The following is a 23,571-nucleotide window of genomic DNA, read 5'->3' as shown; positions in this document are numbered from 1 at the left end:
AACTCCTAATTTACGAAATGGCCGATGTAATCCCGATAAATCCTCCGCAATATATACTTTTGCTTGTATAATCTAATATTGACTAAAACACAGTATATAGTCTATGGAACATAAACTTTTACATGCATAAAATTCATGATTATATTCTACAAATTATAGGAAAAAAATCTAAGTTTAATAATTGAATTAATGGATAAATAATGAATAACATGATATTATATAAAGAATATTAGATTAATTTTTTTTTATAACTCAAAGCAGGGTAAGGGGGATATATTATGACAAATGAAGTAGAGTTAGTTCATAAGATTGCAGATAATATAGAAAAAGTTATTTTGGGTAAGAGGCTTGAAGTATACAATATATTAAAAGGAATATTAGCTAATGGTCATATTTTAATTGAAGATATTCCGGGGGTAGGAAAAACCACGCTTATAAAAGCATTAGCAAAGTCACTAAGTTTATCCTATAGTAGAATTCAATTTACACCGGATCTTTTGCCTTCGGATATTATTGGAGTGTCTATATATAACCAAAAAACTATGGAGTTTGAATATAAAAAAGGACCTATTTTTTCTAATATAGTACTGGCAGATGAAATAAATAGAACATCACCTAAAACACAGTCTGCACTGCTTGAGGCAATGGAAGAAAAACAAATTTCGGAAGGTGGAATTACATATAAGCTAAAAGAGCCCTTTCTGGTTTTAGCCACAGAAAATCCTATAGAGTATGAAGGTACTTTTTCATTGCCAGAGGCACAACTAGATAGATTTATGATTAAAGTAAGTATAGGGTACCCTAACTTAGATGCTGAAGTAGATATATTAGAGTTATATAGGCAAAATAATCCTATTGAAGAATTAGAAGCTGTAGCCACGGAGGATGATATTATATATTTACAGAAAAAGGTTAGAGATATTCATGTGGAAAAAGAGTTAAATGAATATATAGTTAAAATAGTTAATGCTACTCGGCATAATAGTTTTATACTTTTAGGAGGAAGCATAAGAGCATCATTAGCACTACAAAGACTTGCACAAGCAACTGCACTTATAAATGGAAGAGATTACATTATACCTGAGGATATAAGGGAAAATGTAATGATTGTCTTAAGTCATAGAATAACCTTGACCTCATCCGCCAGAGCTAATAATTATTGTACGCAGCAGGTGATTTCAGATATTTTAAGAACTATTCAAGTTCCTAAGGTTAAGTAGTATGACTCGGGTGAATAAAAAAATAGTATTTTTGAGTATAGTGGCTTTTATTTTTGCTTTTGTATCAGGAGGCAACCTACCATATGCAATATTTTATGTATTCACATTTAGCATAATTTTAGGAATAATTTATATGTATATAGCTAAAAAGAGTTTGAATGCTAAATTGAAATATGGCAGTAAAGTTTACAATGTGGGAGATATTGCAGATTTTACGATAATAGCTGAAAATTTAGGGATAATACCTAATCCTTATGTTTACGTACAAAGCATAATGTTACGCTCACTAATAGAAGGATATCAAGGGGACTTGATTTTTCTAGGTGGGGATAAGTGTGTATGGATTAAAAATAAAATACTTTTTACGAAAAGAGGAATTTATGATTTTGGAGATATATCTCTCGAAGCTAGTGATTTATTTTGTATTTTAAAATCAGTTAAAAACATCCACAAGGAACTTTATATTAAGGTGTATCCTAAGGTATATGATCTAAGTAATATAAATTTAAGTGGGCGGGATTGTTATGAAAATCGTATTAATAGTAAGAGTGGAGTTGATGATTTTACACTAATTAAAGACATAAGAAAGTATAATACAGGAGATAATCTTAAAAAAGTACATTGGAAATTAAGTGCAAAGCATGGAGAATTGTATGTGAAGAATTTTGATTCAATTTCAGGTAAAGAATGTAACTTGTTTATGAATATGCATATTGACAATTTGGGTAGTGATTTATTTGAAATTATTGAGGAAGATATGGTAGATTTCTCAGTATCTCTGGCAAAATATATGGTGAATAATAGAATAAGAACTAAGTTATTTATAAATGCAAAAGAGCAAAAAAATATAGAGGTAGAGTCTAAGGAAGCTTTTCTAGGACTAATGGAATACTTTTTAAAATCTAAAAGTGATGGAACCTTAGAATTTACTAGCTTTATAAAATCAAATTTGCGACATATACCTAAAGGAAATTGGATAGGCATTGTAAGCATAGCTGTTGATGATAGCTTGCGAGATGTGCTTATGAATTTAAAAGAGATGGGATATAGAGTTAATGTATTCTACTACGGAAATATTTTTAATAATTTGAAACATGCGAATTTTCTTAAAAATATTGAACTTCTTAAAAATGTTGGAATAGATTGCATTAATTTTAAGCAAGCCATAGAGAAGGTGAAGCAATGAAATGGATAAAGGAAAAACTCATATACATAGTTCTGATATATGTAAACTTTAACTTTATTTTAAGACTTCTAGAAAAAGGTATATATATTGAGAATTTCAATTATGGATTTACAAGTTTGCTACTGTTAATGGGCTTTTTTATTTATTGGTTTTATGACTACCTGCTTAAAAAAGGGAGGTATAAGGTATTATTTACATTGTTTATATTTATTATAGGTGGTGTCTATTATTTTAAAAAAGTTAAATTTGTTAATGGTATAGTAAACCAATATCTTTTTAAAAATATTATTAATCTAAATGACCTTATATATGAGCAGGCTACTACTTACTTTTATCAATATAAAATTATATTTATCTTAATAATTCCATTGACTACGGCTTTAATTTTGTGGGTAACTTTTAGATTTATGAAGAAATTTATACTAACAGTAACTCTTGCTGCAGTTATTGCATTATGGTTTTCTGCTAGCTATGCTACAGTCAAAGATTATTTATTTATATATATTTTTATTTCCTTATTTAGTTTTATTATTATGGACTACATTAAAAGGATTCAGAAGTATAAGGATGAGGGTGTAAAGGTATCTTTAAAATTTGTTCCGATTTTAATCTATGCCCTTATAATATCATTAGTAATTTCGAAAGTATCTATTATGTTACCACAGGAGTATAAAGGTCATGAATTTACTCATTTGGGTAATTATTTTGAGAATAAATTTGCATCTGTTGAATCCCAGACTTCTACGGCAAATAAAGATAGATATAAGTTGTCAAGCTCTGGTTACAGCAGTAATGATAAAAGATTAGGGGGACCTATTTCTTTAAATTATCAAGATGTATTTAAGGTAAAAAGTGATAAGCCTTATTATTTAAAGGGTAATGCTCTGGATTTTTATGATGGGAATAAGTGGAGCAAATCTAATGAAATTTACTATAAGAAAATTGACAGTAGGAATATGGAATTTTTAAATTATGGGAAAAAATCAATAGATATGAAAAATTCACTAATTATATATCCAGGTAAAAAATTTAAAACTAATACAATATTTGTACCTAACTATGCATTTAATGTTGGTGCTACTGAGAAAATACTGTTTTATGATAAATCACCTACAGTTTTAAGTGAAGGCACAGTTACAAAACCATATAATGTAGATTTCTATAAATATAGTGATGTCATTGATACTATTGAAGATGTAAGAGATTATAGAAATAAAGTCTCTGAGATTAAGAATAATATTGAAACAAATGAAGTGCCTATGGATTATTTGTTACAGCCTAAACCTAAGAATGTTAATATATTGAGTAATAAAAATACCCTTATAGAAGAAAAATTTTCATTTAGAAACAGTGAGGATTTTAAAATAGCAAAAAATTATGGTGAGTATCTCCAGGTGCCAAAAAATATTTCTCAAAGGACATACGATTTAGTTAAGGATATTACAAAAGATTCTAATACTAGCATAGAAAAGGTATTGGAAATTAAGAAGTATTTAACAAAAAATTATGTTTATGATTTACAGGTTTCAGTAGTGCCTGAAAATAGTGAATTTATTGATTATTTTTTGTTCGTGGAAAAAAAGGGGTACTGTACTTATTTTAATACAGCAATGACTGTTATGTCTAGAATGGCTGGAGTTCCTGCAAGATATGTAGAGGGATTTAAAACGCCTGATAAAAAAGATGCTGGTGGATTGTATAATGTTTCTAATTCTGACGCCCATGCTTGGTGTGAAGTGTTACTTGGAACCTTGGAATATTCAAATATGTGGACAATAGTGGATGCATCTCCTACTGCCTCAGAAGATATGAAAAGAAAATTAAAGGAGCTCGAAAAAGTTCAGAAAAATACTGATAATAGTGGAGGTAATGGTGTAAATGCCATTCATAAACCTCAAAATATTATAGATGATACAGGCCTTGGAGAAGGAGCTTCCGAAAGCAAGGTAGGGGTATTATCAGATTCACAGATTAAGGCAATGAATATATTAACTTCAATTATATTATTTATTTTAATGAGAATTATTAAAGTTTTAAAAAGGCGCAGTAAGCTATTAAAATCTAAAAAAATTGCACCGCTATATAATTATTATATTTATAGACTAGAGGAAATAGGAATAGTTAAACCTGAATATCAAGGTGACTTAGAGTTTGTGAGTGGGATAACGAATTTGGGGCTTAAACAAAAAATGAAAATTTTAGCTAACGGGGCATATGAGGAGAACTATAGCAAACATTCAGTAAAGGCACTGAATAATGTTGAATACTATGAATTTTTGGAGGTATATTTAAAAGAATATGAAGGAAGGTTCCAGTATTTATTGAATAAGTACTTAGGTATGTTTAAATAATAGACCTAGTATATTTTCTATAACTTAAGATAGATTGAACAAAATACACAAGAAGGAAGGTAAAAATATGGATTATAAATTAATATGCATCGATATGGATGGTACATTATTAAATGATGAAAAAATTATTAGTGCGAAGAACCTTCGAGCTATAAAATTGGCAAGTGAAAAAGGTGTAAGAATTGCGGTGTGTACAGGAAGAATTTTCACTTCAGCAGAATTTTTCTCAGAACTTTTGGGAGTGAAGTCTCCAGTAATAGCTTCAAATGGGGCTTATATTAGGGAGAAAGACAGAAATGAAGTAGTTTATAAGTCAACTCTAGGGGTGGAAAAATGCAAGAAACTTTTGTCAGTGTTTAGACAGTACAGCCTATATCCACACTATTATACCAGCAATATAGTTTTTACAGAGAAATTAATACACTCTTCATGTTTTTATAAGGAAGTTAATAAAACCTTACCTAAGGATAAGCAGGTTGAAATAGTCCTTGTTGAGGATTGGGATGAGATATTTGAGAAATATGAGAGTGAAATTTTTAAGGGTATAGCAATAGATGAGGATTTAGAAAAATTACAGAATGCAAAAAATCAACTAAAAGGCATGGAAGATTTTGAAGTGGTAAGTTCCCGCTTTGATAATTTTGAAGTTATGAATAGGGGAGTATCAAAGGGGAATGCGGTTAAGATTTTAGGAGATTATTATGGAATAAATAGTAAGCAGATTATTTGTATAGGGGATAGTGAAAATGATTTATCTATGATTAAATTTGCGGGACTTGGAGTTGCTATGGGGAATGGAAATGATGCTGTAAAAAAAACGGCACAGTATATTACTGATAGTAATAATTGTGATGGGGTAGCAAGGGTTATTGAGAAATTTGTGCTAGAGGTATAAAAATTCTACTGCGTGCCTTGCAAACGAGCTCAGGACTGGAAATTCCATTAAGGAATTCAATAGTCATTTCGCTTCTTATTGCAAGTCACTCCGTAGAAATATCATATGCCTTTAGCATCCTTATAGGTGTACTGCATCTGTTTAAAAATGCACCTGCAAATAAAATAATTTTTATGCGATTTAACGAATATTGAAAATTTTTATAAAATTTAATTGCGATGTAATAAAGACGCAATAGTTTATTGATATAGCTTGTCATCTATAAAATAAGCGTCCCCGACATAACTGTCGGGAATACCATAGTTATACGCAATTATTTAGCTTGAATAAGAAAATCGAAAATTAAGAGGAGTTGGAAAAATGATTCAATCAATAGTTCACATAGCTCTAGTTGTGAAAGATTATGATGAGGCAATAGAGTTTTATACTAAAAAGCTTAAGTTTACAGTAGTTGAAGATACTTATCAGCCAGAACAAGATAAACGATGGGTAGTAATAGCGCCACCTGGATCAGTGGGTACCACAATATTACTTGCAAGAGCTTCTAAAGCTGAGCAAAATCCATTTATAGGCAATCAGTCAGGCGGTAGAGTTTTTCTGTTTTTAAATACTGATGATTTTTGGAGAGACTATAATGAAATGATCTCAGTGGGAATAGAATTTGTGAGAGAACCCAAAGAGCAATCCTATGGAATGGTTGCAGTATTTAAAGATTTATATGGGAACCTATGGGATTTGCTAGAATTGAAAGAAAATCATCCAAGTTTGAACCGAATTAAGTAATTTTTAGTATGGAGAAATTTAAGATATTCTATTGCGTCCTAAAAGAGGGTAAATCGCCTTCTGAAATCGTTAATTACAGTGACTCAGGAGATGATTTAATGTTTCCATATCTACTGTAAATAAGAAATTTATTAAATATGAGAGTATTTTATTTTACTATGGTATATAATTAATATAAAGAGTTATAAAGTGGGGTGAAGTTAATGAGTTTAGCAGAAAAACTAATAAAGGATTTTGAAACACTTCCAGAAGATAAAAAAATAGAAGTAATAGATTTTGTTGATTTTTTAAAAAAAAAGAATCGAAAAAATATTGAGAGTATGATGGATTTAATTATTGTGGAGAATAAGGAAGCGCTCGAGGAGCTAAGCAAATAATGAAAAATATAGATATGGATGATATATTGTTATTTCATAAAAAGATAGTTCGTGAGACTGGTGGAAGTAAGGAAATAAGAGATTTAGGTTTAATTGATAGTGCATTAAATAGAGCTTCTGCAACTTTTGATGGAATTGATTTATATTGGGAAATAGAGGGAAAGATTTCAGCTATTACTTATGGACTTATTAAAAACCATGGCTTTGTTGATGGGAACAAAAGAATAGGGGTTTCAGTAATGGTTTTATTATTAAAATTAAACAACATTAATGTAAAATATTCTCAAAAGCAATTAATTGAGCTTGGTTTAAAAGTGGCAGATGGAACTTTTAGTGAAAATGATATTAAAATATGGATAAACAATAAAAAATTGTAAGGTTAATAAGTAACAATACATAGAGGCTGAATAGTAACATTAAGTCCCATTATTAAGTAAATAATGGGGCGATTTTTTTTGAGAAAACTCTATACTATGGTACAATTGGAATAGTAAATGTATAGAAATGCTACAGGGGGGAATTAACTTGACTATAGGAAAAATGTTTTTAAATACTTTAAAGGAATACCTAAATAAAAGAGTTTTAGGATTAATAAGAAATGATCATAACAAAGATATGGACAAGGCAAGAAGTTTTGAGAAGATTAGAAAATTCTTTGATATGAGTAAAAAAAATGATTACACTTTAGATAACCAAACATGGTCTGATTTGGATATGAATAAGATATATGAAAAATTGGATAGGGCATATAGCAGTTCGGGAGAGGCAGCACTATATTCAATGCTAAGAAACCCACTAAGGTCGGAAGATAAGTTAAAAGAAAGAGGGAGATTAATTCAATTATTTAAAGAAAATAGTGAATTAAGGGAGAGTCTTCAGTGCATTTTCTTTAACTTAAATAACGATTTTAAAAATGGTTTTTTAGATATGATAGAAAATGATCTTACAATAAGTAAGGCTAAATATTATATCTATACTTTTCTAGGTAAAATAGTTCCATTAACGTTAATATTGCTCGCAATACTTGTAAATGTGAAATTTATGATAGTACTGTTTGTACTAAGCTATATTAATATTAATATTAACACTAGAGAAGTAAAGGCTATTAAGACTAATGGGATATTCTATTTAAGAAAAAACATTGTAGCAGCTAAAAAAATTGTAAGTATAAATAACAGTGATATTGTTTATTATAGGGATAAAATATCAGGAATACTTAAATCCATAAAGGGAATAGACAGGGGCACAAGATTAATAGGATTTATAAATATGTGGGCAGGATTATTTGAACCTCTTTCGGTGCTCTTTCTCTTAGAAGAAAGTGCTTATTATTCTATATCTGACAAAATAAAAGAAGAAAAAGAAGTTTTAATGGACCTTTACTATATAGTCGGAGAATTAGAAGCACTAATTTCTATTTCTGGTTATAAATATGATTTAATGGAACAGTATGTAAAACCTGTCTTTATAAAAGAAATTACTTTAAATATAGTGGAAGGAATACATCCCCTTATAGAGAATGCTGTTGGGAATTCAATTAATATAAAAAAAGGAGGTATTGTGCTTACAGGTACAAATATGGCTGGTAAGTCTACTTTTTTAAGAATGCTTGGAGTAAATATGATTTTGGCTCAAAGCTTTTATTTTGTTTTAGCTAAAGAGTACCAGGCTCCTTTTTTCAATATAGTTTCATCAATTAGCCCCAGTGACGATTTAACAAAGGGGAAAAGTTTCTTTATGGCAGAGGTAGAATCAATTCATAGAATAATTAAAGCGCTAGAAAAGGATTTGCCGGTATTTTGCCCTATAGATGAGATATTTAGGGGCACAAATCCCATAGAGAGGATTTCTATGTCAGCGGAAATATTAACATATATAAACCGTGGAAAAAGTATTTCAATTGTAGCTACACATGATAGAGAACTCTCGGATATTTTAAAAGAAAATTATGAGTTTTACTATTTTAGTGAAACTGTTGATACGGGTAAGGGCTTAAGCTTTGATTATAAGATTAAAAAAGGAATTTCTCAAACAAGAAATGCCATTAAACTTTTAGAATACATGTGTTATCCAAAAGAAATAACAGATAGGGCATATAAAAGAGCTGAGATAATTGAAAAACTATTATAGTTTAGTAAACATGGGCGGCTAATAGTGGCCTATGTCTTTACTAATAATTATAAGTAAGGTAATATGACAGTATATACTTATGTCATTGGAGCAAAATTATTAATAATAATGTTGTACTGCTTAGAAGTGCAAGGAGGAGTAATTTATGAATTTAAATATAGTTTTATTTCAACCGGAAATACCGCAGAATACTGGGAATATTGGAAGAACTTGCGTGCTTACTGACTGCAAACTTCATCTTATAAAACCATTAGGATTTAGTTTAGATGAAAAACAACTTAAGAGAGCAGGACTCGATTACTGGCCGTTTTTAGACCTTGAGATACATGATTCATATGAGGCACTTAGGGAAAAATATAAAGATGCAACCTTCTACTATTCTACAACAAAGGCTTCAAAATTATATTCAGAAGTAGAATATAAAAAAGGTGATTTTATAATATTCGGGCGTGAGTCATCAGGACTTCCAGATAGTGTTCGGAATAGTGACCCTGAAAGGTGTATACGAGTACCTATGATAAATACAACTACTAGGTCCCTCAATCTTTCTAATACTGTTGCTATTACAACATATGAAGCTCTTAGGCAAGTTGGGTTTCCCGAGATGAAATAAGGAAGCCTAAAATAACTAGTATATATACTAGTTATTTTTTTTATATGCTAGAGTATTTAGTAATTAATAATTGTTATATCATCCCATAGGGAAGCAAGGAGGGATAAAATGGATAAGGTTAAAACTATAACAATAAAGAGTTATGAGACTAAAAAATGTATATATATATTTAATTAAATGAAATTATAGTATTATTTAATCGGTTTCACAAAGATATTTAATCTGCTTTGCAAATGATAAAAAAATAACAAACTATTTGATATATAAATCACAACTATAGATAATTAAAATAGTTAATATTCTAAACATTATGGTTAATGTGAAAAAAATAGTGTATACTGTAAATATGTGATAGATTTACAGAAATAATTTAATATTGAAATGGATGATGTTTTAGGGAGATGATCTTAAATTATCACGGGATAAATTTTTTAATGTAAAAAATTAACCCTTTTAAGATAGCCGAAGGAGTAAGTATTGCAGCCTATGCAACATGAATCTCTCAGGCAAAAGGTACCGAAAATGGACATACCTCTGGAAAGCGAATGGCACCGACGGAGTAAACCTCTCAGGTTAAAAGACAGAGTATAAGGGCACAAGGGGCTTTTATATCTGTCTTTTTTGTTGTGCTAAAATGTGTTTTATGTGGGTGGGATAACAATTAACAGTTGTTTTATCCTAGAGAACTATAAGGAGGGCATTAATTGATAGAACCATTAATTATTGTAACAAATAATCCAATGTCAAAAGAAAAATTTGAGATTAAATATAAGGTAGTATTTATTCAAGGAACCATGATGGATATTTTGAGAAAAGTTAGGGATAATATCCATGTAGGTCATAAATTATTAACCCATCCTTTAATGAGCAGTATAAAGCCGAATGAAACGCCTTATAGAACTATTTGTATATCAAAAGAAAAATTAAGTGGAGTTGACTTGCAATCGTTATCTATAATAGAAGAGAGCATTATGACCACAGAGAAATTCTTAAAAGATTTTAAAACGCCTCAGTGGAATGAAAAGATATTGTTGGATTTTCAACTTATAGATTTTGATTTAATAGATCATGCAATAAATTAGACATATGAAAAATAAGGAGGATATAGCTATGGAACATATTTATGATACTATAATTATTGGTGGAGGTCCTGCCGGATTATCTGCTGGACTTTATGCATCAAGATCAAGAATGGATACTTTAATAATAGAAAGAGCAAAATTTGGTGGACAAGCGACTACAACAGATGAATTAGATAATTACCCAGGTTCCATTGAAGAATGTACAGGGACAACATTAAGTAAAAGAATGAAGCAGCAAGCAGAAGAATTTGGAACACAATTTGTTAAAGAAGAAGTTGTTGAAGTTGAACTTGAAGGAGATATTAAAGTAATCAAGTGTAATAAAGAAACTTATAAAGCCAAAACAATTATAATTGCTACAGGAGCATACCCAAGACTTGGTGGATTTAAAAATGAAATTGAACTAAGAGGAAAAGGTGTTTCTTATTGTGCAACTTGCGATGCTGACTTTTTTACAGATTTAGATATTGCAGTGCTAGGAGGCGGAGATTCAGCGTTGTCTGAAGCTATATACTTAGCTAAATTTGGTGAAAGTGTTACAGTAATACACAGAAGAGATGAACTTCGTGGTGCTAAGTCACTTCAAGAAAAAGCTTTTAAAAACCCAAAAATTAAGTTTATTTGGGATACAGTAGTGCAGGAAGCTAAGGGCGAAGAAATTTTAGAAGGTTTAGTTTTAAAAAATGTTAAAACTGGAGAACTCAGTGATTTAAAAGTAGATGGATGTTTTGTATTTGTAGGATATCTTCCAATTTCAGAATTGTTTAAAGGTATGATTAATATGACGGAGAGAGGCGACGTTATTACTGATGAAGAGATGAGAACTAATATACCAGGGGTATATGCAGCGGGAGACATAAGAGAAAAATTATTAAGACAAGTAATTACAGCAGCGGCAGATGGTGCAATAGCAGCGACTCATGCTGAACATTACATTGAAGATAAATTTAATTAGCTTATATAAAGGGTATTATCCTTTTAAATAAAAGGCATAATTCTTTTAAATATATATATATGAAACAATTACAATTAAAATTTTAGGAGGTCATTAGTAATGGTAGAATTAAATAAAGAAAATTTTGAAGCAGAAGTATTACAATCTGAAAAACCAGTATTTGTAGATTTTTGGGGAGATAAATGTGAAATCTGCATAGAACTTATGCCAGGAGTTCATGCCCTAGAAGAAAAATTTTCAGATAAAATTAAATTCGCTTCTTTAAACATTGGTGGAGCAAGGAGAACAGCTATAGCTCAAAGAGTTTTAGGACTTCCAACAATGATTTTATATAAGGGTGGAGAAAAAGCAGCTACAATAACACCAGATAAAATTTCTTCATTAGATGATGTAGAAAACTTTATAAAAGATTATTATAATACATTATAATTTGGTACTAAAGCTTATAGTAAAAAAGCTATAAGCTATTAGATATATATACTTAATATCATAGGAGGTGATTGTTTTGCGTCTAGAAATAGGAAACATATTTATTAAAGATATTCAGTTTGGACCAGAAACAAAGGTTGAGGGTGGAATTCTTTATGTTAATCAAGATGAATTATTAAAAGCGGTTTCAGGAGACGAAAGACTGGAAACGATTAAATTAGACATAGCAAGACCCGGTGAAGAAGTTAGAATAATTCCAGTAAAAGACGTAATAGAACCAAGAGTTAAAGTTAGTGGTGGTGGTGGAATATTCCCAGGATTTATAAACAAAGTTGACACAGTAGGTTCAGGAAGAACTCACGTTCTTAAAGGAGCAGCTGTTATAACAACTGGTAAAATCGTTGGATTCCAAGAAGGAATAGTTGATATGTGCGGAGAAGGAGCTAAATATACACCTTTCTCAAAAACAAACAACTTAGTAATTACTTGTGAGCCAAAAGAGGGAATACTGCAACATGAGCATGAAGAAGCTGTAAGAATGGTAGGCTTTAAAGCTGCTGTTTATCTTGGAGAAGCTGGTAAGAAAATTGAACCAGATGAAATAAAAACATTTGAAACATTGCCATTACTCCAGCAAATTAAACTATACCCTGAACTGCCAAAAGTAGTATATGTATATATGCTTCAAACACAAGGTTTATTACATGATACTTATGTTTATGGAGTAGATGCTAAAAAGATAATACCTACTTTTATCTATCCAACAGAAATATTTGATGGAGCAATAGTAAGTGGTAACTGTGTTTCGGCTTGTGACAAGAACCCAAGTTACGTGCATATGAATCATCCAATAATAGAAGATTTATATGAGAGACATGGCAAGGATATTAACTTTATGGGATGTATAATAACAAATGAAAATGTATACTTAGCAGATAAAGAAAGATCATCAAATATGGTTGCAAAATTAGTTGAATTCATAGGAGCAGATGCTGCTATAATTTCAGAAGAAGGTTTTGGTAATCCAGATGCTGACCTTGTTATGAACTGTAATAAGATAACTGCAAAAGGAGTTAAAACTGTACTTTTAACTGATGAATATGCTGGTCAAGATGGAAGTTCTCAGTCCCTAGCTGACTCAACACCACATGGTGATGCAGTTGTAACTGGTGGAAATGCTAATGAAGTAATTACACTTCCTCCAATGAAAAAAATTATTGGACATATGGAAGCTGCTGATATAATAGCTGGTGGACACATGGGAAGTTTAGGAGCAGATGGTTCTATCTTTGCTGAAATTCAAGTTATAACTGGTGCAACTAGTGAAGTTGGATTTAATAATTTAACAGCTAGAGGATACTAAAATTATTTAATTATATAGATATAGCGTTAAATTATAGTTACTAGAAAATAAATATAAACAAGAAAGGAAGATGAAAATGTTAAAAGGGAAAAAAGTTATCGCTATTGGTGATAGAGACGGAATACCAGGACCAGCAATAGAAGCTTGCGTTAAATCTGCTGGAGCTGAAGTAGTATTTGCATCAACAGAATGCTTTGTCTGAACAGCCGCAGGAGCTATGGATCTGGAGATCCAACAAAGAGTAAAAGACCTTACTGAAAAGTTTGGCGCTGAAAATATGGTAGTAATTATTGGAGGAGCTGAAGCTGAAGCATCAGGACTTTCAGCAGAAACAGTAGCAGCAGGAGATCCAACATACGCTGGACCACTGGCTGGAATTGCACTAGGCCTTGCAGTATACCACATAGTTGAAACAGAAATTAAAGATCAATGTGATGAGGCAATTTATGAAGAGCAATGTGGCATGATGGAAATGGTTTTAGAAGTAGATGAAATAATCGGAGAAGTTAAACCAATTAGAGAAGAATTCTCAAAATATACTGTTTAAAATTATAAATTTAAATTAGATGAGATACTCTAGTATAAATACCATAAGATTGCCAATTGTAAGTTAACTTATATTAATATAGTTAAAATAAAATTGTCAATTCCCGTTAGAAAGGGGGAGAAATACTTGTTAAAAATCGTACATTATATAAATCAATTTTACGCTGGAATAGGCGGAGAAGAAAAAGCAAATATTAAACCAGAGGTTAGAGAAGGCTTTGTAGGACCAGGTATGGGACTAAATGGCTTGTTAACTAAAGGTGGCGCAGAAATAGTTGCTACTATAATCTGTGGTGACTCATATTTTGCTGAAAACATAGAAGAAGCTCAAGCTGAAATAATTGAGATGGTGAAAAAATACAATCCTGATTTATTTATGGCAGGTCCTGCTTTTAATGCAGGAAGATATGGTATTGCTTGTGGAGCTGTGGCAGCAGCGGTGAAGCAGCAATTAAATATACCAGTAATGACTGGAATGTATGTAGAAAATCCAGGTGCTGATATGTATAAAAAACAATTGTACATAGTTTCAACTAGAAATAGTGCAGTTGGTATGAGGGATGCATTACCTAAGATGGCAGCACTCGCATTAAAACTCGCTAAAGGTGAAGAAGTAGGAATGCCTACTGAAGATAATTATATCGAAAGAGGTATAAGAAAGAATCATTTCGCCAGTGAGAGAGGTTCTAAAAGAGCGGTTGATATGCTTGTTAAGAAGTTAAAGGGAGAAGAATTTGTAACAGAATTCAAAATGCCTACTTTTGATAGAGTTGAACCAAATGCTCCTATACTTGATATAACTAAAGCTAAAATAGCAATAGTTACCTCTGGTGGTATTGTTCCAAAAGGAAACCCTGATCATATAGAATCTTCAAGTGCTTCTAAAATATGTAAATATGACATAGAAGGAATAATGGACTTGACGTCTGAAACTCATGAAACAGCACATGGTGGACACGATCCAGTATATGCTAATGAAGATCCAGATAGAGTTATTCCAGTAGATGTATTAAGACAACTAGAAAAAGAAGGCAAAATAGGATCATTACACAGATATTTTTATTCAACAGTAGGTAATGGTACAGCAGTTGCATCATCTAAGAAATTTGGTGAAGATACTGCTAAAGAATTAATTGCGGATGGTGTAGATGCAGTTATATTAACTTCAACATGAGGAACTTGTACACGTTGCGGTGCAACGTTAGTTAAAGAAATAGAAAGAGCTGGACTTCCAGTAGTTCATATGTGTACTATTACTCCAGTTTCAGTAACTGTTGGTGCTAATAGAATTATACCTACAATTGCTATTCCTCACCCACTTGGAAACCCTGCATTAAGCAAGGAAGATGAGTTTAAATTAAGAAGAAAATTAGTGGAAAAAGCATTAGTGGCGTTGCAGACTCCTGTAGAAAGCCAAAAAGTATTTGAAGACTAATTTTTAATTAATAAATAAATTAGGGGACTTTAAAGTTCCCTAATTATTTATCCAATGCACATTGTACAGTGCACAATGCACAATGTACAATTTAGCTTAATTTCTATATTTTACTTAGCGAAGTTTATATTGTGGATTGTGCATTAAAACTTTTAAAATTAATGTACATATATTAAATTAAGGTTTGTACTTGAAAAAGCAAATAAGGAGGATGAGTGATTATGAATTTCCCAGTTATAAAAAAAGCATCTTATATTTTAGTCAATGCTCCAGATATGGTAATTCACAATGGAACTACACAAACATTAGAGAGAGAAACAAATCCAGATTCCGAATATTTAAGAGATATGAAAAGTCATTTAAGAGGATTTGAAGAGGTTGTGGCATATGCCCCAAACCAAACATATATAGGAAATATAACTCCAGAGCAGTTAGCCGAGATGCCAAGACCTTGGTACGGCAAAAACCTTGAGAATGCAAATAGATTTGGTAAATTTGGTGAAATTATGCCACAGGATGAATTCTATGGTTTAATGAAAATTTCAGATGTATTTGATCTTGTATTATTAGAAAATTCTTTTGCAGAAAGTGTAAAAGAAAAACTGTTAAAGCACCCACTAATATCTAGTAAAGTAGAAAAAATAGTTGGCGAAGAAATAGAAAAAATCAGAAGTCTTGTTTGCGATAGTGGTGCAGAGGGTCTATATAATGGGACAGACTTAGTAGGTTGCGTAAGACGAGCTCATGAATTTGATCCAAACCTTGCAGCTCATTATATGCTAGAAAACATAGCTGTTAAAGCATCAGGCATTTTGGCTGGACTTCACTTAGTTAGTAACTTAGATATACCAATAGAAGAAATTGGGTATATATTAGAATGCTCTGAAGAGGCTATAGGTGATATGAACCAAAGAGGTGGCGGAAATTTAGCTAAATCTATAGGCGAAGTAGTAGGGCTTGTTGGCGCAACAGGTTCAGATATAAGAGGATTTTGTGCTGCTCCAACTCATGCTCTAGTAAATGCTGCTTCTTTAGTTAAATCAGGTATATTTAAAAATGTACTTGTTGTTGCTGGAGGAGCTACTGCAAAACTGGGTATGAATGGTAAAGATCATGTTAAAAAGGGTTTATCTATACTTGAAGATTGTTTAGGTGGCTTTGCTATTCTTGTATCAGAAAATGATGGAGTTAGCCCGATTTTAAGAACTGATATAATAGGAAAACATACTATAGGACATGGAGCAGCACCTCAAGCTGTACTTGAAGCATTAGTACTTGATCCATTAACTGCTGCTGGAATGAAAATCACAGATGTGGATAAATATGCACCAGAAATGCAAACTCCAGATATAACTGAGCCTGCAGGAGCTGGAGATGTACCTACACAAAATTATAAAATGATTGGAGCTCTTGCAGTTAAAAAGGGACAATTGGATAGAAAAGAATTACCGAGCTTTATAAAACAACATGGATACCCAGGATATGCGCCAACACAAGGGCATATACCATCAGGAGCGCCTATTGTTGGACATGGAATAGAACATATAAAATCAGGAGTTTTAAAAAACTTCATGGTAATTGGTAAGGGAAGTTTATTCCTTGGAAGAATGACTAACTTATTTGATGGAATTTCAATTTTAGTTGAGAAAAATCCAGGAAAAGTAGAGCAGCAATCAGGAATTAGCAAAGAAGAAGTTAAAGCTATGGTTGGAGACGCAATGAAAGATTTTGCTGAATATTTAATAAATAAAAATGAATAAATAATGATTTAATTTGTCGCTTAGAAAAGGGGTGTAGATATGAGTGAAAACGTAGTTAAACAAATGATTGCTGAAGTATTTAATGATATAGCGAGTGGCATAAAAAGCGGAAAATTTAAAAATAGTGTTAGAATAGGATTAACTACATTCGGTAGCGAACATGGCGTAGGCGAAATGGTAAAAGCTGCAGAACTAGCTAAAAATAAATATGATGATTTTGAAATTGTTTTAATAGGACCAAAGGTAGATGCAGATTTTGAAATTATAGAAGTTGCCACTGCTGAGGAAGGTCATAAGAAAATGACAGAATTATTAGAAAATGGTAATTTGAGTGGATGTGTAACTCAACATTTTGATTTTCCTATAGGAGTATCTACAGTTGGAAAGATAGTAACACCAGGTAAAGGCACGGATATGATACTCGCTACCACTACCGGAACTGCATCTACTAACAGAGTAGAAGGTATGGTACTTAATGCGATTTCTGGTATTGCTACAGCTAAAGCTACAGGTATCAAAAATCCAACTGTTGGAATTTTGAATTTAGATGGAGCGAGACAAGTTGAAAGAATATTAAAAGAAATACAAAATAATGGATATGATTTTAGATTTGCAGATTCTTTAAGAGCTGGTGGTGGAGCGGTTATGAGGGGGAATGACCTTCTTGCAGGAACACCAGATGTTATGGTTTGTGATTCATTAACAGGTAACCTTTTAGTTAAAACTTTTGCTTCTTTCACTACAGGAGGCAATTACGAGACAGTAGGTGCTGGATATGGACCTGGTATTGGAGAAAATTATGATAAACTTGTAAATATAGTTTCTAGAGCCTCAGGAGCACCATTAATAGCTGAAGCTTTAAAATACTGTGCTATTTGTGCCCAAAATACTGTTTTGGACAAGGCGAGAGATGAATTTGCGAGTGCTAATAAATCAGGTTTAAAAGAAGCTATAAACAATGTTATTAAAAAGGTGGAAAAAACAGAAATAGAAGAAAATGTAAAAATGCCAAAGAAAAGGGTTGTTACATTTCCTATCCTTGGAATAGATATACTTGAACTCGAAGATGCATGTAAATCATTATGGAAAGAGGGAATCTATTCAGAAAGCGGCATGGGATGTACAGGACCAGTAGTTTTAGTTCCGGAAGATGAATCGGATAAAGCTATTGAGATTCTTAAAAAAGCTAAATTTATGATTTAGATGAATCTTAAATTAAAAAAAGCTCTCACTAAAATTATTAGTGAGAGCTTTTCTATTATTTTACCAAAAAACATAAAAAATATAAATTCATTGTTATACTTAAGAATTAGTTGCTATTAATAAAAAATTCATATATAATTTAATTTATGTCACATTATTATATCTTATATAGAATAAAATAATAAATAAAAACGTTATTTGATAATTGAATGAATACGTATAGAAATTTTAAAAAAATTTTTTAATAAAAAGGATTTTTTTGATTTTTATAGAATACTAACATGAAGAGCGAAAATAATTAATTACTTATGGGGAGGAAATTATTATGAACAAGAAAAAGGTAGTTGCGGTACTTGCAGCAGTGGCTGTAGTTGCAACATTATTTGTAGGTTGTGGAACTAAAAAGGTAGAAGCACCAAAGACTGAAGCACCAAAAACTGAAACAGCAAAATCAACTATGATGATAGGACTTTCTACTGATGAAGGCGGATTAAATGACAAATCATTTAACCAATCAGCAAATGAAGGGGTTAATAAGGCTAAGGGTGAAGACGGTTTCAATTACAAAGCTATCGAGTCTAAAAAGAAAGAAGACTATACAGCTAATTTAGAATCATTGATTGAAGAGGGTTCAGCTTTAACTTTTGCTATTGGATATCAAATGTCTGATGCAATGCAAGAAGTTGCTAAAAACCATTCTGATAAAAACTTTGCAATTGTAGATTCAGTTGTTAAATTACCAAACGTAGCATCAATTGTTTTTAAAGAGCAAGAAGGATCTTTCTTAATGGGAGTAATTGCTGGAAAAACCACTAAGACTAATAAAATTGGATTTATTGGTGGAAAAGATGGTGAAATGATAAACAGATTTGAAGCTGGTTTTGCAGCTGGAGTTAAAGCAGTTAATCCAGAAGCTGCTAAAGGCTTAATAAGTGCAGATGGTAAGAGTGCGGGAACAACTGTAAAATACGCAGACAGTTTCGATGATACAAATAAAGGATATGAATTAGCTAAATCATTATATCAAGGTGGTTGCGACGTAGTTTATCACGCAGCAGGCGGAGTTGGAATTGGTTTATTTAAAGCTGCTAAAGAATTAAAAGATGGCGGAAAAGTAGTTTGGGCAATAGGTGTTGATAAAGATCAAGCTTTAACACTTCCAGTATATGCTGACGTTATACTTTCAAGTATGATGAAAAGAGTTGATACAGCAACTTACAATGAATCTAAAGCTCAAGTTAAAAACGCATTTAAAGGTGGCGCAGTTATTAATCTTGGATTAAAAGAACAAGGCGTAGGAATAGCTCCAACATCTGTTAAAAATGTACAAAAGGATGTTTTAACTTTAGTTAAAACATATGAAGATAAAGTTATAGCTGGAGAAATAGTTGTTCCATCAAATAGAAAAGGAGTAATGGATTTTAAATAAAAATTTGTTATTTACTGGCTTGTGATTTTTAGCATACAATAAGAGCTAGATGTAATACATCTAGCTCTTTCTACAAATAGTGGTATTTGTACCTCTACAGGTGGTGATTTAATTTTTCTTAAGGAGGAAAGCAAATGGAAAAAGTAATCGAAATGAAAGGCATAACCAAGGTTTTTCCAGGTACTATTGCCAATGACAATATAGATTTCGAATTATTAAGAGGGGAAACGCATGTTCTTCTTGGTGAAAATGGTGCAGGAAAAACAACTCTTATGAATATTCTCTATGGTCTATACAAACAAGAAAAAGGCGAGATTTATGTAAGCGGTAACCTAGTGAATATAAATACTCCAAATGATGCTATAAAGCTTGGCATAGGAATGGTTCATCAGCATTTTATGCTTATACATAACTTTACCGTAACACAAAATATAGTTTTAGGCATTGAACCTAAAAAAGGCTTTAAAATTGATATGGTCAAAGCAATACATGATGTTAAAGAGATTTCTGAAAAATATGGTTTTGCTATTAATCCAAATTCAGTTATAGAAGATATTTCCGTAGGACAACAACAAAGAGTAGAGATACTAAAGGCGCTATATAGAGGTGCCGAAACATTAATATTAGACGAGCCTACTGCAGTTTTGACGCCTCAAGAAATTGTGGAGCTAGGGATTATAATTAGAAATCTTGAAAAAGAAGGAAAATCAGTAATACTGATAACTCATAAATTAAAAGAAGTTATGAGTATGAGTGATAGAGTTACTATAATAAGGCGAGGTAAGGTTACTGGTACCGTAAATACTAAAGAAACAAGTATAGACGAATTAGCTGAACTTATGGTAGGAAGAAAGGTTAATTTAACCGTAGACAAGAAGCCCGCTGTGATTAGAGGAGAAATATTAAAAATTGAAAATCTTTGTGCGAATGATCAAAGAGGATTACCTGCTGTAGATAATTTGAATTTAACAGTACAAGGGGGAGAAATTCTTGGCATAGCTGGTGTTGATGGCAATGGTCAATCTGAATTTTTAGAGGTTCTAACTGGACTTAGAAAGCCGAAGAGCGGAAGTATTACTTTAAACGGTAAGGATATATATGGTAAGTCACCAAGAGCTATTATGTCATCAGGTGTTGGCCATATACCAGAAGATAGACATAAAAGAGGACTTATATTAGATTACTCTCTAGTTGAAAACTCTGTGCTTGGAATTCATAAAAATGCACCTTTTAGTAAAGGTATAGTTATGAATTACAGTGAAATTAGAAAGCACTGTGATGAGCTTATTCGAGAATTTGATGTTAGAACTCCAAATGCAGATGTAAACGCTGAGGCACTATCAGGTGGTAATCAACAAAAGCTTATAGCGGCTAGAGAAATTTCAAAGGATCCAGAATTGTTAATAGCAGCACAACCTACAAGAGGTCTTGATGTTGGTGCAATTGAATATATTCACAAAAGACTAGTGGGTGAACGTGATAAGGGTAAGGCGGTTTTATTAGTGTCCTTAGAGCTGGATGAAATACTAGCATTATCAGATAGAATAGCGGTAATGTATGATGGTAAAATAGTAGATATACTAGAGAGATGTGATGCCACAGAGAAAAAACTTGGTATACTTATGGCTGGTGGTACTCTTGGTGAAACACCGAAAGGAGTTAAAGATAATGAATAAAGCTAAAAGTAAAGACAGTAAACTTGTTAATACGGCAAAGAGTGCCCTTAAAGCGCTGGCCTTTCCTTTCTTTTCTATAATTGTTTCCATTTTTGTTGCTGTGTTCTTTGTAATGTGGGCAAAAGGATATTCTATATTACAGTACTTTTCGGCTTTAGGCGATTTGTTTGGACTTATATATAAAGGTGGATTTGGTAATCCAAGAGTAACCTTTGTTACTGTTTCAGAAGTTACTCCATTAATATTTACAGGGGTCGCAAATGCAGTAGCATTTAAATGTGGACTATTTAACATAGGTGTTGCTGGCCAATTTATACTAGGAATGCTAGCAGCGGCTTTTGTAGGAACTATTCCAGGCCTAAACCCTGTAATTCATATAGTACTAATTATTCTTGCAGGCTCTGTAGCCGGAGGATTATGGGGGGCTATACCTGGATATTTAAAGGCTAAAGTAGGTACTCATGAAGTTATTAATACAATTATGATGAATTATATATCTATGGCACTCGCTAATTTCTTTATATTAAGAACTAGCTTTGGAGTGACAGGTAAATCAAGTACGGCAATTATACAAGAGAGTGCACAGTTGCCTAGGTTCGTATCCGGTAGTGGGGCTAATATTAGTATATTCCTTGCCATAGCAGTAGCTATTTTTATATTTTGGTTATTATGGAAAACCACTGTTGGATATGAAATAAGAGCTGTTGGCATAAATCCACATGCTGCAGAATATGGTGGAATTAATGTAGCGAAAAATACAATACTAGCTATGGTGATTTCTGGTGCAATTGCAGGAATTGGTGGGGCAACACAGGTTGCAGGTGTTCTTCATAATGTAAAAGACTTTATGGCACTTCCCTCTTATGGGTTTGATGGTATTGCAGTTGCACTACTTGCCAAGAGTAATCCTGTTGGATGTATAGCCTCGGCACTATTATTCGGAACTTTAAATAGTAGTGCTAGAACTCTTCAATTAAATGGAATACCAAAAGACATAGTTTATTTAATCCAAGCTATAATTATTACATTTGTAGCTACAGATTATATTGTTAAGTACTTCTCTGAAAAGAAAAAGAAGGGGGCGATTACAAATGAGTAGTATTATTTTAATAAATTTGTTAGCCCAAACTCTAAGAATAGCAACGCCTCTAATTTTTGCAGCTCTGGGTGGTATATTTTCTGAAAAATCAGGTGTGGTTAATATAGGCCTTGAAGGTATGATGGTAATAGGTGCTTTCTTTGCGGTATTTGGAAGTTCTTTATTTGGTCCTGTAGTAGGAATACTTTTCGGAGTTATAGCTGGTGGGGTTTTGGGGTTAATACATGCAGTGCTCAGTATACATTTGCGTGCAGATCAAGTAATTTCCGGTACAGCTATAAATCTTTTTGCAACGGCCCTTGCTAGTTTCTTAATATTTAAGCTATTTGGTGGCAAGGGTGGCCAAACAGATATAGTAAAAGGACTTTCATATAACATACCAGATGGAATTAGAAATATACCAATAATAGGTAAATTAATAGCTGAGTTAAACTGGTTTGTTATAGTAGCAATTATTTTAGTATTTGTGTCACACTATGTATTATATAAAACGCCATTGGGACTAAGAATTAGAGCTGTAGGAGAGCATCCAAAGGCCGCAGATACATTAGGAATAAATGTTTATAAAATAAGATATTTATGTGTTATTTTATCAGGAATGCTTGCAGGACTGGGTGGAGCGGCATTATCCCTTTCTTCTGCTCCACTTTACAGAGAAGGAATGGTTGCAGGAAAAGGATTTATTGCCTTAGCTGCCGTTATATTTGGTAATTGGAAGCCTTTTGGAGCGCTTGGTGCTAGTTTACTATTTGCTTTTGGTAATTCATTTAGTATTTTTGCACAGGGGCTTAGCTGGAATTTACCTTCAGAAGTATATGATGTTATTCCATATGTACTTACTATGCTTGCACTTGCAGGATTTGTTGGGAAAACAACAGGGCCTTTGGCTAGTGGTAAGCCCTATGATAAAGGATCGAGATAAAATTTTGAAAATAAAAAGTCTTAGCTTTTGCTAAGGTTTTTTTATTTTATTAGAATGTGCATTAAGACATAATCTATATTTATAGTCTATGCTATGTTATAATATTTATAAGGTGAT

21 protein-coding genes and 1 riboswitch are annotated in these 23,571 nt (G+C 32.1%); all 21 genes read left to right on the top strand.

Annotated elements, in window-relative coordinates:
- Positions 1 to 278: 278 nt before the first annotated feature.
- The 21 genes from G9F70_RS21200 (at position 279) to G9F70_RS21100 (ending at position 23,454) form a co-directional block, all read left to right on the top strand.
- A complete protein-coding gene (locus tag G9F70_RS21200) occupies positions 279 to 1,220 on the top strand; it encodes an AAA family ATPase (protein WP_164944104.1) in 942 nt (313 codons plus the stop codon).
- Positions 1,221 to 1,353: 133 nt separating this feature from the next.
- Positions 1,354 to 2,406, top strand: coding sequence for a DUF58 domain-containing protein (locus G9F70_RS21195; protein WP_224617725.1), 1,053 nt, complete (start codon positions 1,354 to 1,356; stop codon positions 2,404 to 2,406).
- A complete protein-coding gene (locus G9F70_RS21190; RefSeq protein ID WP_164944106.1) occupies positions 2,403 to 4,757 on the top strand; it encodes a transglutaminase-like domain-containing protein in 2,355 nt (784 codons plus the stop codon). The genes G9F70_RS21195 and G9F70_RS21190 overlap by 4 nt, the downstream gene beginning before the upstream one ends.
- Positions 4,758 to 4,824: 67 nt before the next feature.
- Positions 4,825 to 5,652, top strand: a complete 828-nt coding sequence (locus G9F70_RS21185; protein ID WP_164944107.1) for a Cof-type HAD-IIB family hydrolase — start codon at positions 4,825 to 4,827, stop codon at positions 5,650 to 5,652.
- A gap of 360 nt (positions 5,653 to 6,012) precedes the next feature.
- A complete protein-coding gene (locus tag G9F70_RS21180) occupies positions 6,013 to 6,435 on the top strand; it encodes a VOC family protein (RefSeq protein ID WP_164944108.1) in 423 nt (140 codons plus the stop codon).
- A gap of 203 nt (positions 6,436 to 6,638) precedes the next feature.
- The gene (locus tag G9F70_RS21175) at positions 6,639 to 6,812 is read left to right on the top strand and encodes a DUF2281 domain-containing protein (protein WP_164944109.1); all 174 of its coding nucleotides are present in this window, start codon (positions 6,639 to 6,641) and stop codon (positions 6,810 to 6,812) included.
- Positions 6,812 to 7,189 carry a type II toxin-antitoxin system death-on-curing family toxin gene (locus G9F70_RS21170; RefSeq protein WP_187352963.1) on the top strand — a complete coding sequence of 126 codons (378 nt, stop codon included), beginning with the start codon at positions 6,812 to 6,814 and terminating at the stop codon, positions 7,187 to 7,189. Before G9F70_RS21175 ends, G9F70_RS21170 begins: the two co-directional genes overlap by 1 nt.
- 163 nt (positions 7,190 to 7,352) lie before the next feature.
- Entirely contained in the window at positions 7,353 to 8,942 is a 1,590-nt protein-coding gene (locus tag G9F70_RS21165) for a MutS-related protein (protein ID WP_164944146.1), read from the top strand.
- Between the two features lie 145 nt (positions 8,943 to 9,087).
- Entirely contained in the window at positions 9,088 to 9,555 is a 468-nt protein-coding gene (locus G9F70_RS21160) for a tRNA (cytidine(34)-2'-O)-methyltransferase (protein WP_164944110.1), read from the top strand.
- A gap of 385 nt (positions 9,556 to 9,940) precedes the next feature.
- A riboswitch (glycine riboswitch) is annotated at positions 9,941 to 10,084 on the top strand.
- A gap of 175 nt (positions 10,085 to 10,259) precedes the next feature.
- A complete protein-coding gene (locus tag G9F70_RS21155; RefSeq protein ID WP_187352964.1) occupies positions 10,260 to 10,637 on the top strand; it encodes a GrdX family protein in 378 nt (125 codons plus the stop codon).
- 28 nt (positions 10,638 to 10,665) lie between these two features.
- Complete coding sequence (gene trxB / locus G9F70_RS21150; protein WP_164944111.1) at positions 10,666 to 11,592, top strand: thioredoxin-disulfide reductase; 927 nt, start codon at positions 10,666 to 10,668, stop codon at positions 11,590 to 11,592.
- A gap of 99 nt (positions 11,593 to 11,691) precedes the next feature.
- The gene (locus tag G9F70_RS21145) at positions 11,692 to 12,021 is read left to right on the top strand and encodes a thioredoxin family protein (protein WP_164944112.1); all 330 of its coding nucleotides are present in this window, start codon (positions 11,692 to 11,694) and stop codon (positions 12,019 to 12,021) included.
- A gap of 76 nt (positions 12,022 to 12,097) precedes the next feature.
- Complete coding sequence (locus G9F70_RS21140; protein WP_164944113.1) at positions 12,098 to 13,384, top strand: glycine/sarcosine/betaine reductase component B subunit; 1,287 nt, start codon at positions 12,098 to 12,100, stop codon at positions 13,382 to 13,384.
- 70 nt (positions 13,385 to 13,454) lie between these two features.
- Positions 13,455 to 13,931, top strand: coding sequence for a glycine/sarcosine/betaine reductase complex selenoprotein A (grdA, locus tag G9F70_RS21135; protein ID WP_164944114.1), 477 nt, complete (start codon positions 13,455 to 13,457; stop codon positions 13,929 to 13,931).
- 126 nt (positions 13,932 to 14,057) lie between these two features.
- Positions 14,058 to 15,365 carry a glycine reductase complex selenoprotein B gene (gene grdB / locus G9F70_RS21130; RefSeq protein ID WP_164944115.1) on the top strand — a complete coding sequence of 436 codons (1,308 nt, stop codon included), beginning with the start codon at positions 14,058 to 14,060 and terminating at the stop codon, positions 15,363 to 15,365.
- Positions 15,366 to 15,586: 221 nt separating this feature from the next.
- Complete coding sequence (gene grdC / locus G9F70_RS21125) at positions 15,587 to 17,125, top strand: glycine/sarcosine/betaine reductase complex component C subunit beta (RefSeq protein WP_164944116.1); 1,539 nt, start codon at positions 15,587 to 15,589, stop codon at positions 17,123 to 17,125.
- A gap of 39 nt (positions 17,126 to 17,164) precedes the next feature.
- Positions 17,165 to 18,328 (top strand): glycine/sarcosine/betaine reductase complex component C subunit alpha, encoded by a 1,164-nt coding sequence (gene grdD, locus G9F70_RS21120; RefSeq protein ID WP_164944117.1) that lies wholly within the window; start codon positions 17,165 to 17,167, stop codon positions 18,326 to 18,328.
- A 325-nt stretch (positions 18,329 to 18,653) separates the two neighbouring features.
- Positions 18,654 to 19,757: a BMP family protein gene (locus G9F70_RS21115; RefSeq protein WP_164944118.1), complete on the top strand. Its 1,104-nt coding sequence runs from the start codon at positions 18,654 to 18,656 to the stop codon at positions 19,755 to 19,757.
- A gap of 134 nt (positions 19,758 to 19,891) precedes the next feature.
- The gene (locus tag G9F70_RS21110) at positions 19,892 to 21,433 is read left to right on the top strand and encodes an ABC transporter ATP-binding protein (RefSeq protein WP_164944119.1); all 1,542 of its coding nucleotides are present in this window, start codon (positions 19,892 to 19,894) and stop codon (positions 21,431 to 21,433) included.
- Positions 21,426 to 22,532 (top strand): ABC transporter permease, encoded by a 1,107-nt coding sequence (locus tag G9F70_RS21105; RefSeq protein ID WP_164944120.1) that lies wholly within the window; start codon positions 21,426 to 21,428, stop codon positions 22,530 to 22,532. The genes G9F70_RS21110 and G9F70_RS21105 overlap by 8 nt, the downstream gene beginning before the upstream one ends.
- Positions 22,525 to 23,454 (top strand): ABC transporter permease, encoded by a 930-nt coding sequence (locus G9F70_RS21100; RefSeq protein WP_164944121.1) that lies wholly within the window; start codon positions 22,525 to 22,527, stop codon positions 23,452 to 23,454. Before G9F70_RS21105 ends, G9F70_RS21100 begins: the two co-directional genes overlap by 8 nt.
- Positions 23,455 to 23,571 lie beyond the last annotated feature (117 nt).

The organism is Clostridium sp. FP1, from assembly GCF_011065975.2.
In the GTDB taxonomy this organism is placed as follows: domain Bacteria; phylum Bacillota; class Clostridia; order Clostridiales; family Clostridiaceae; genus Clostridium_AD; species Clostridium_AD tagluense.
This window is presented reverse-complemented; position numbering and strand designations above follow the sequence as displayed.

Coding starts and splice junctions, on each gene's coding strand:
- trxB (WP_164944111.1), top strand. CDS start 10,666: ATGGAACATATTTATGATACTATAATTATTGGTGGAGGTCCTGCCGGA.
- G9F70_RS21170 (WP_187352963.1), top strand. CDS start 6,812: ATGAAAAATATAGATATGGATGATATATTGTTATTTCATAAAAAGATA.
- G9F70_RS21110 (WP_164944119.1), top strand. CDS start 19,892: ATGGAAAAAGTAATCGAAATGAAAGGCATAACCAAGGTTTTTCCAGGT.
- G9F70_RS21180 (WP_164944108.1), top strand. CDS start 6,013: ATGATTCAATCAATAGTTCACATAGCTCTAGTTGTGAAAGATTATGAT.
- G9F70_RS21190 (WP_164944106.1), top strand. CDS start 2,403: ATGAAATGGATAAAGGAAAAACTCATATACATAGTTCTGATATATGTA.
- G9F70_RS21195 (WP_224617725.1), top strand. CDS start 1,354: ATGTATATAGCTAAAAAGAGTTTGAATGCTAAATTGAAATATGGCAGT.
- grdC (WP_164944116.1), top strand. CDS start 15,587: ATGAATTTCCCAGTTATAAAAAAAGCATCTTATATTTTAGTCAATGCT.
- G9F70_RS21165 (WP_164944146.1), top strand. CDS start 7,353: ATGTTTTTAAATACTTTAAAGGAATACCTAAATAAAAGAGTTTTAGGA.
- G9F70_RS21105 (WP_164944120.1), top strand. CDS start 21,426: ATGAATAAAGCTAAAAGTAAAGACAGTAAACTTGTTAATACGGCAAAG.
- G9F70_RS21185 (WP_164944107.1), top strand. CDS start 4,825: ATGGATTATAAATTAATATGCATCGATATGGATGGTACATTATTAAAT.
- G9F70_RS21115 (WP_164944118.1), top strand. CDS start 18,654: ATGAACAAGAAAAAGGTAGTTGCGGTACTTGCAGCAGTGGCTGTAGTT.
- G9F70_RS21145 (WP_164944112.1), top strand. CDS start 11,692: ATGGTAGAATTAAATAAAGAAAATTTTGAAGCAGAAGTATTACAATCT.
- G9F70_RS21200 (WP_164944104.1), top strand. CDS start 279: ATGACAAATGAAGTAGAGTTAGTTCATAAGATTGCAGATAATATAGAA.
- G9F70_RS21160 (WP_164944110.1), top strand. CDS start 9,088: ATGAATTTAAATATAGTTTTATTTCAACCGGAAATACCGCAGAATACT.
- G9F70_RS21175 (WP_164944109.1), top strand. CDS start 6,639: ATGAGTTTAGCAGAAAAACTAATAAAGGATTTTGAAACACTTCCAGAA.
- grdD (WP_164944117.1), top strand. CDS start 17,165: ATGAGTGAAAACGTAGTTAAACAAATGATTGCTGAAGTATTTAATGAT.
- G9F70_RS21100 (WP_164944121.1), top strand. CDS start 22,525: ATGAGTAGTATTATTTTAATAAATTTGTTAGCCCAAACTCTAAGAATA.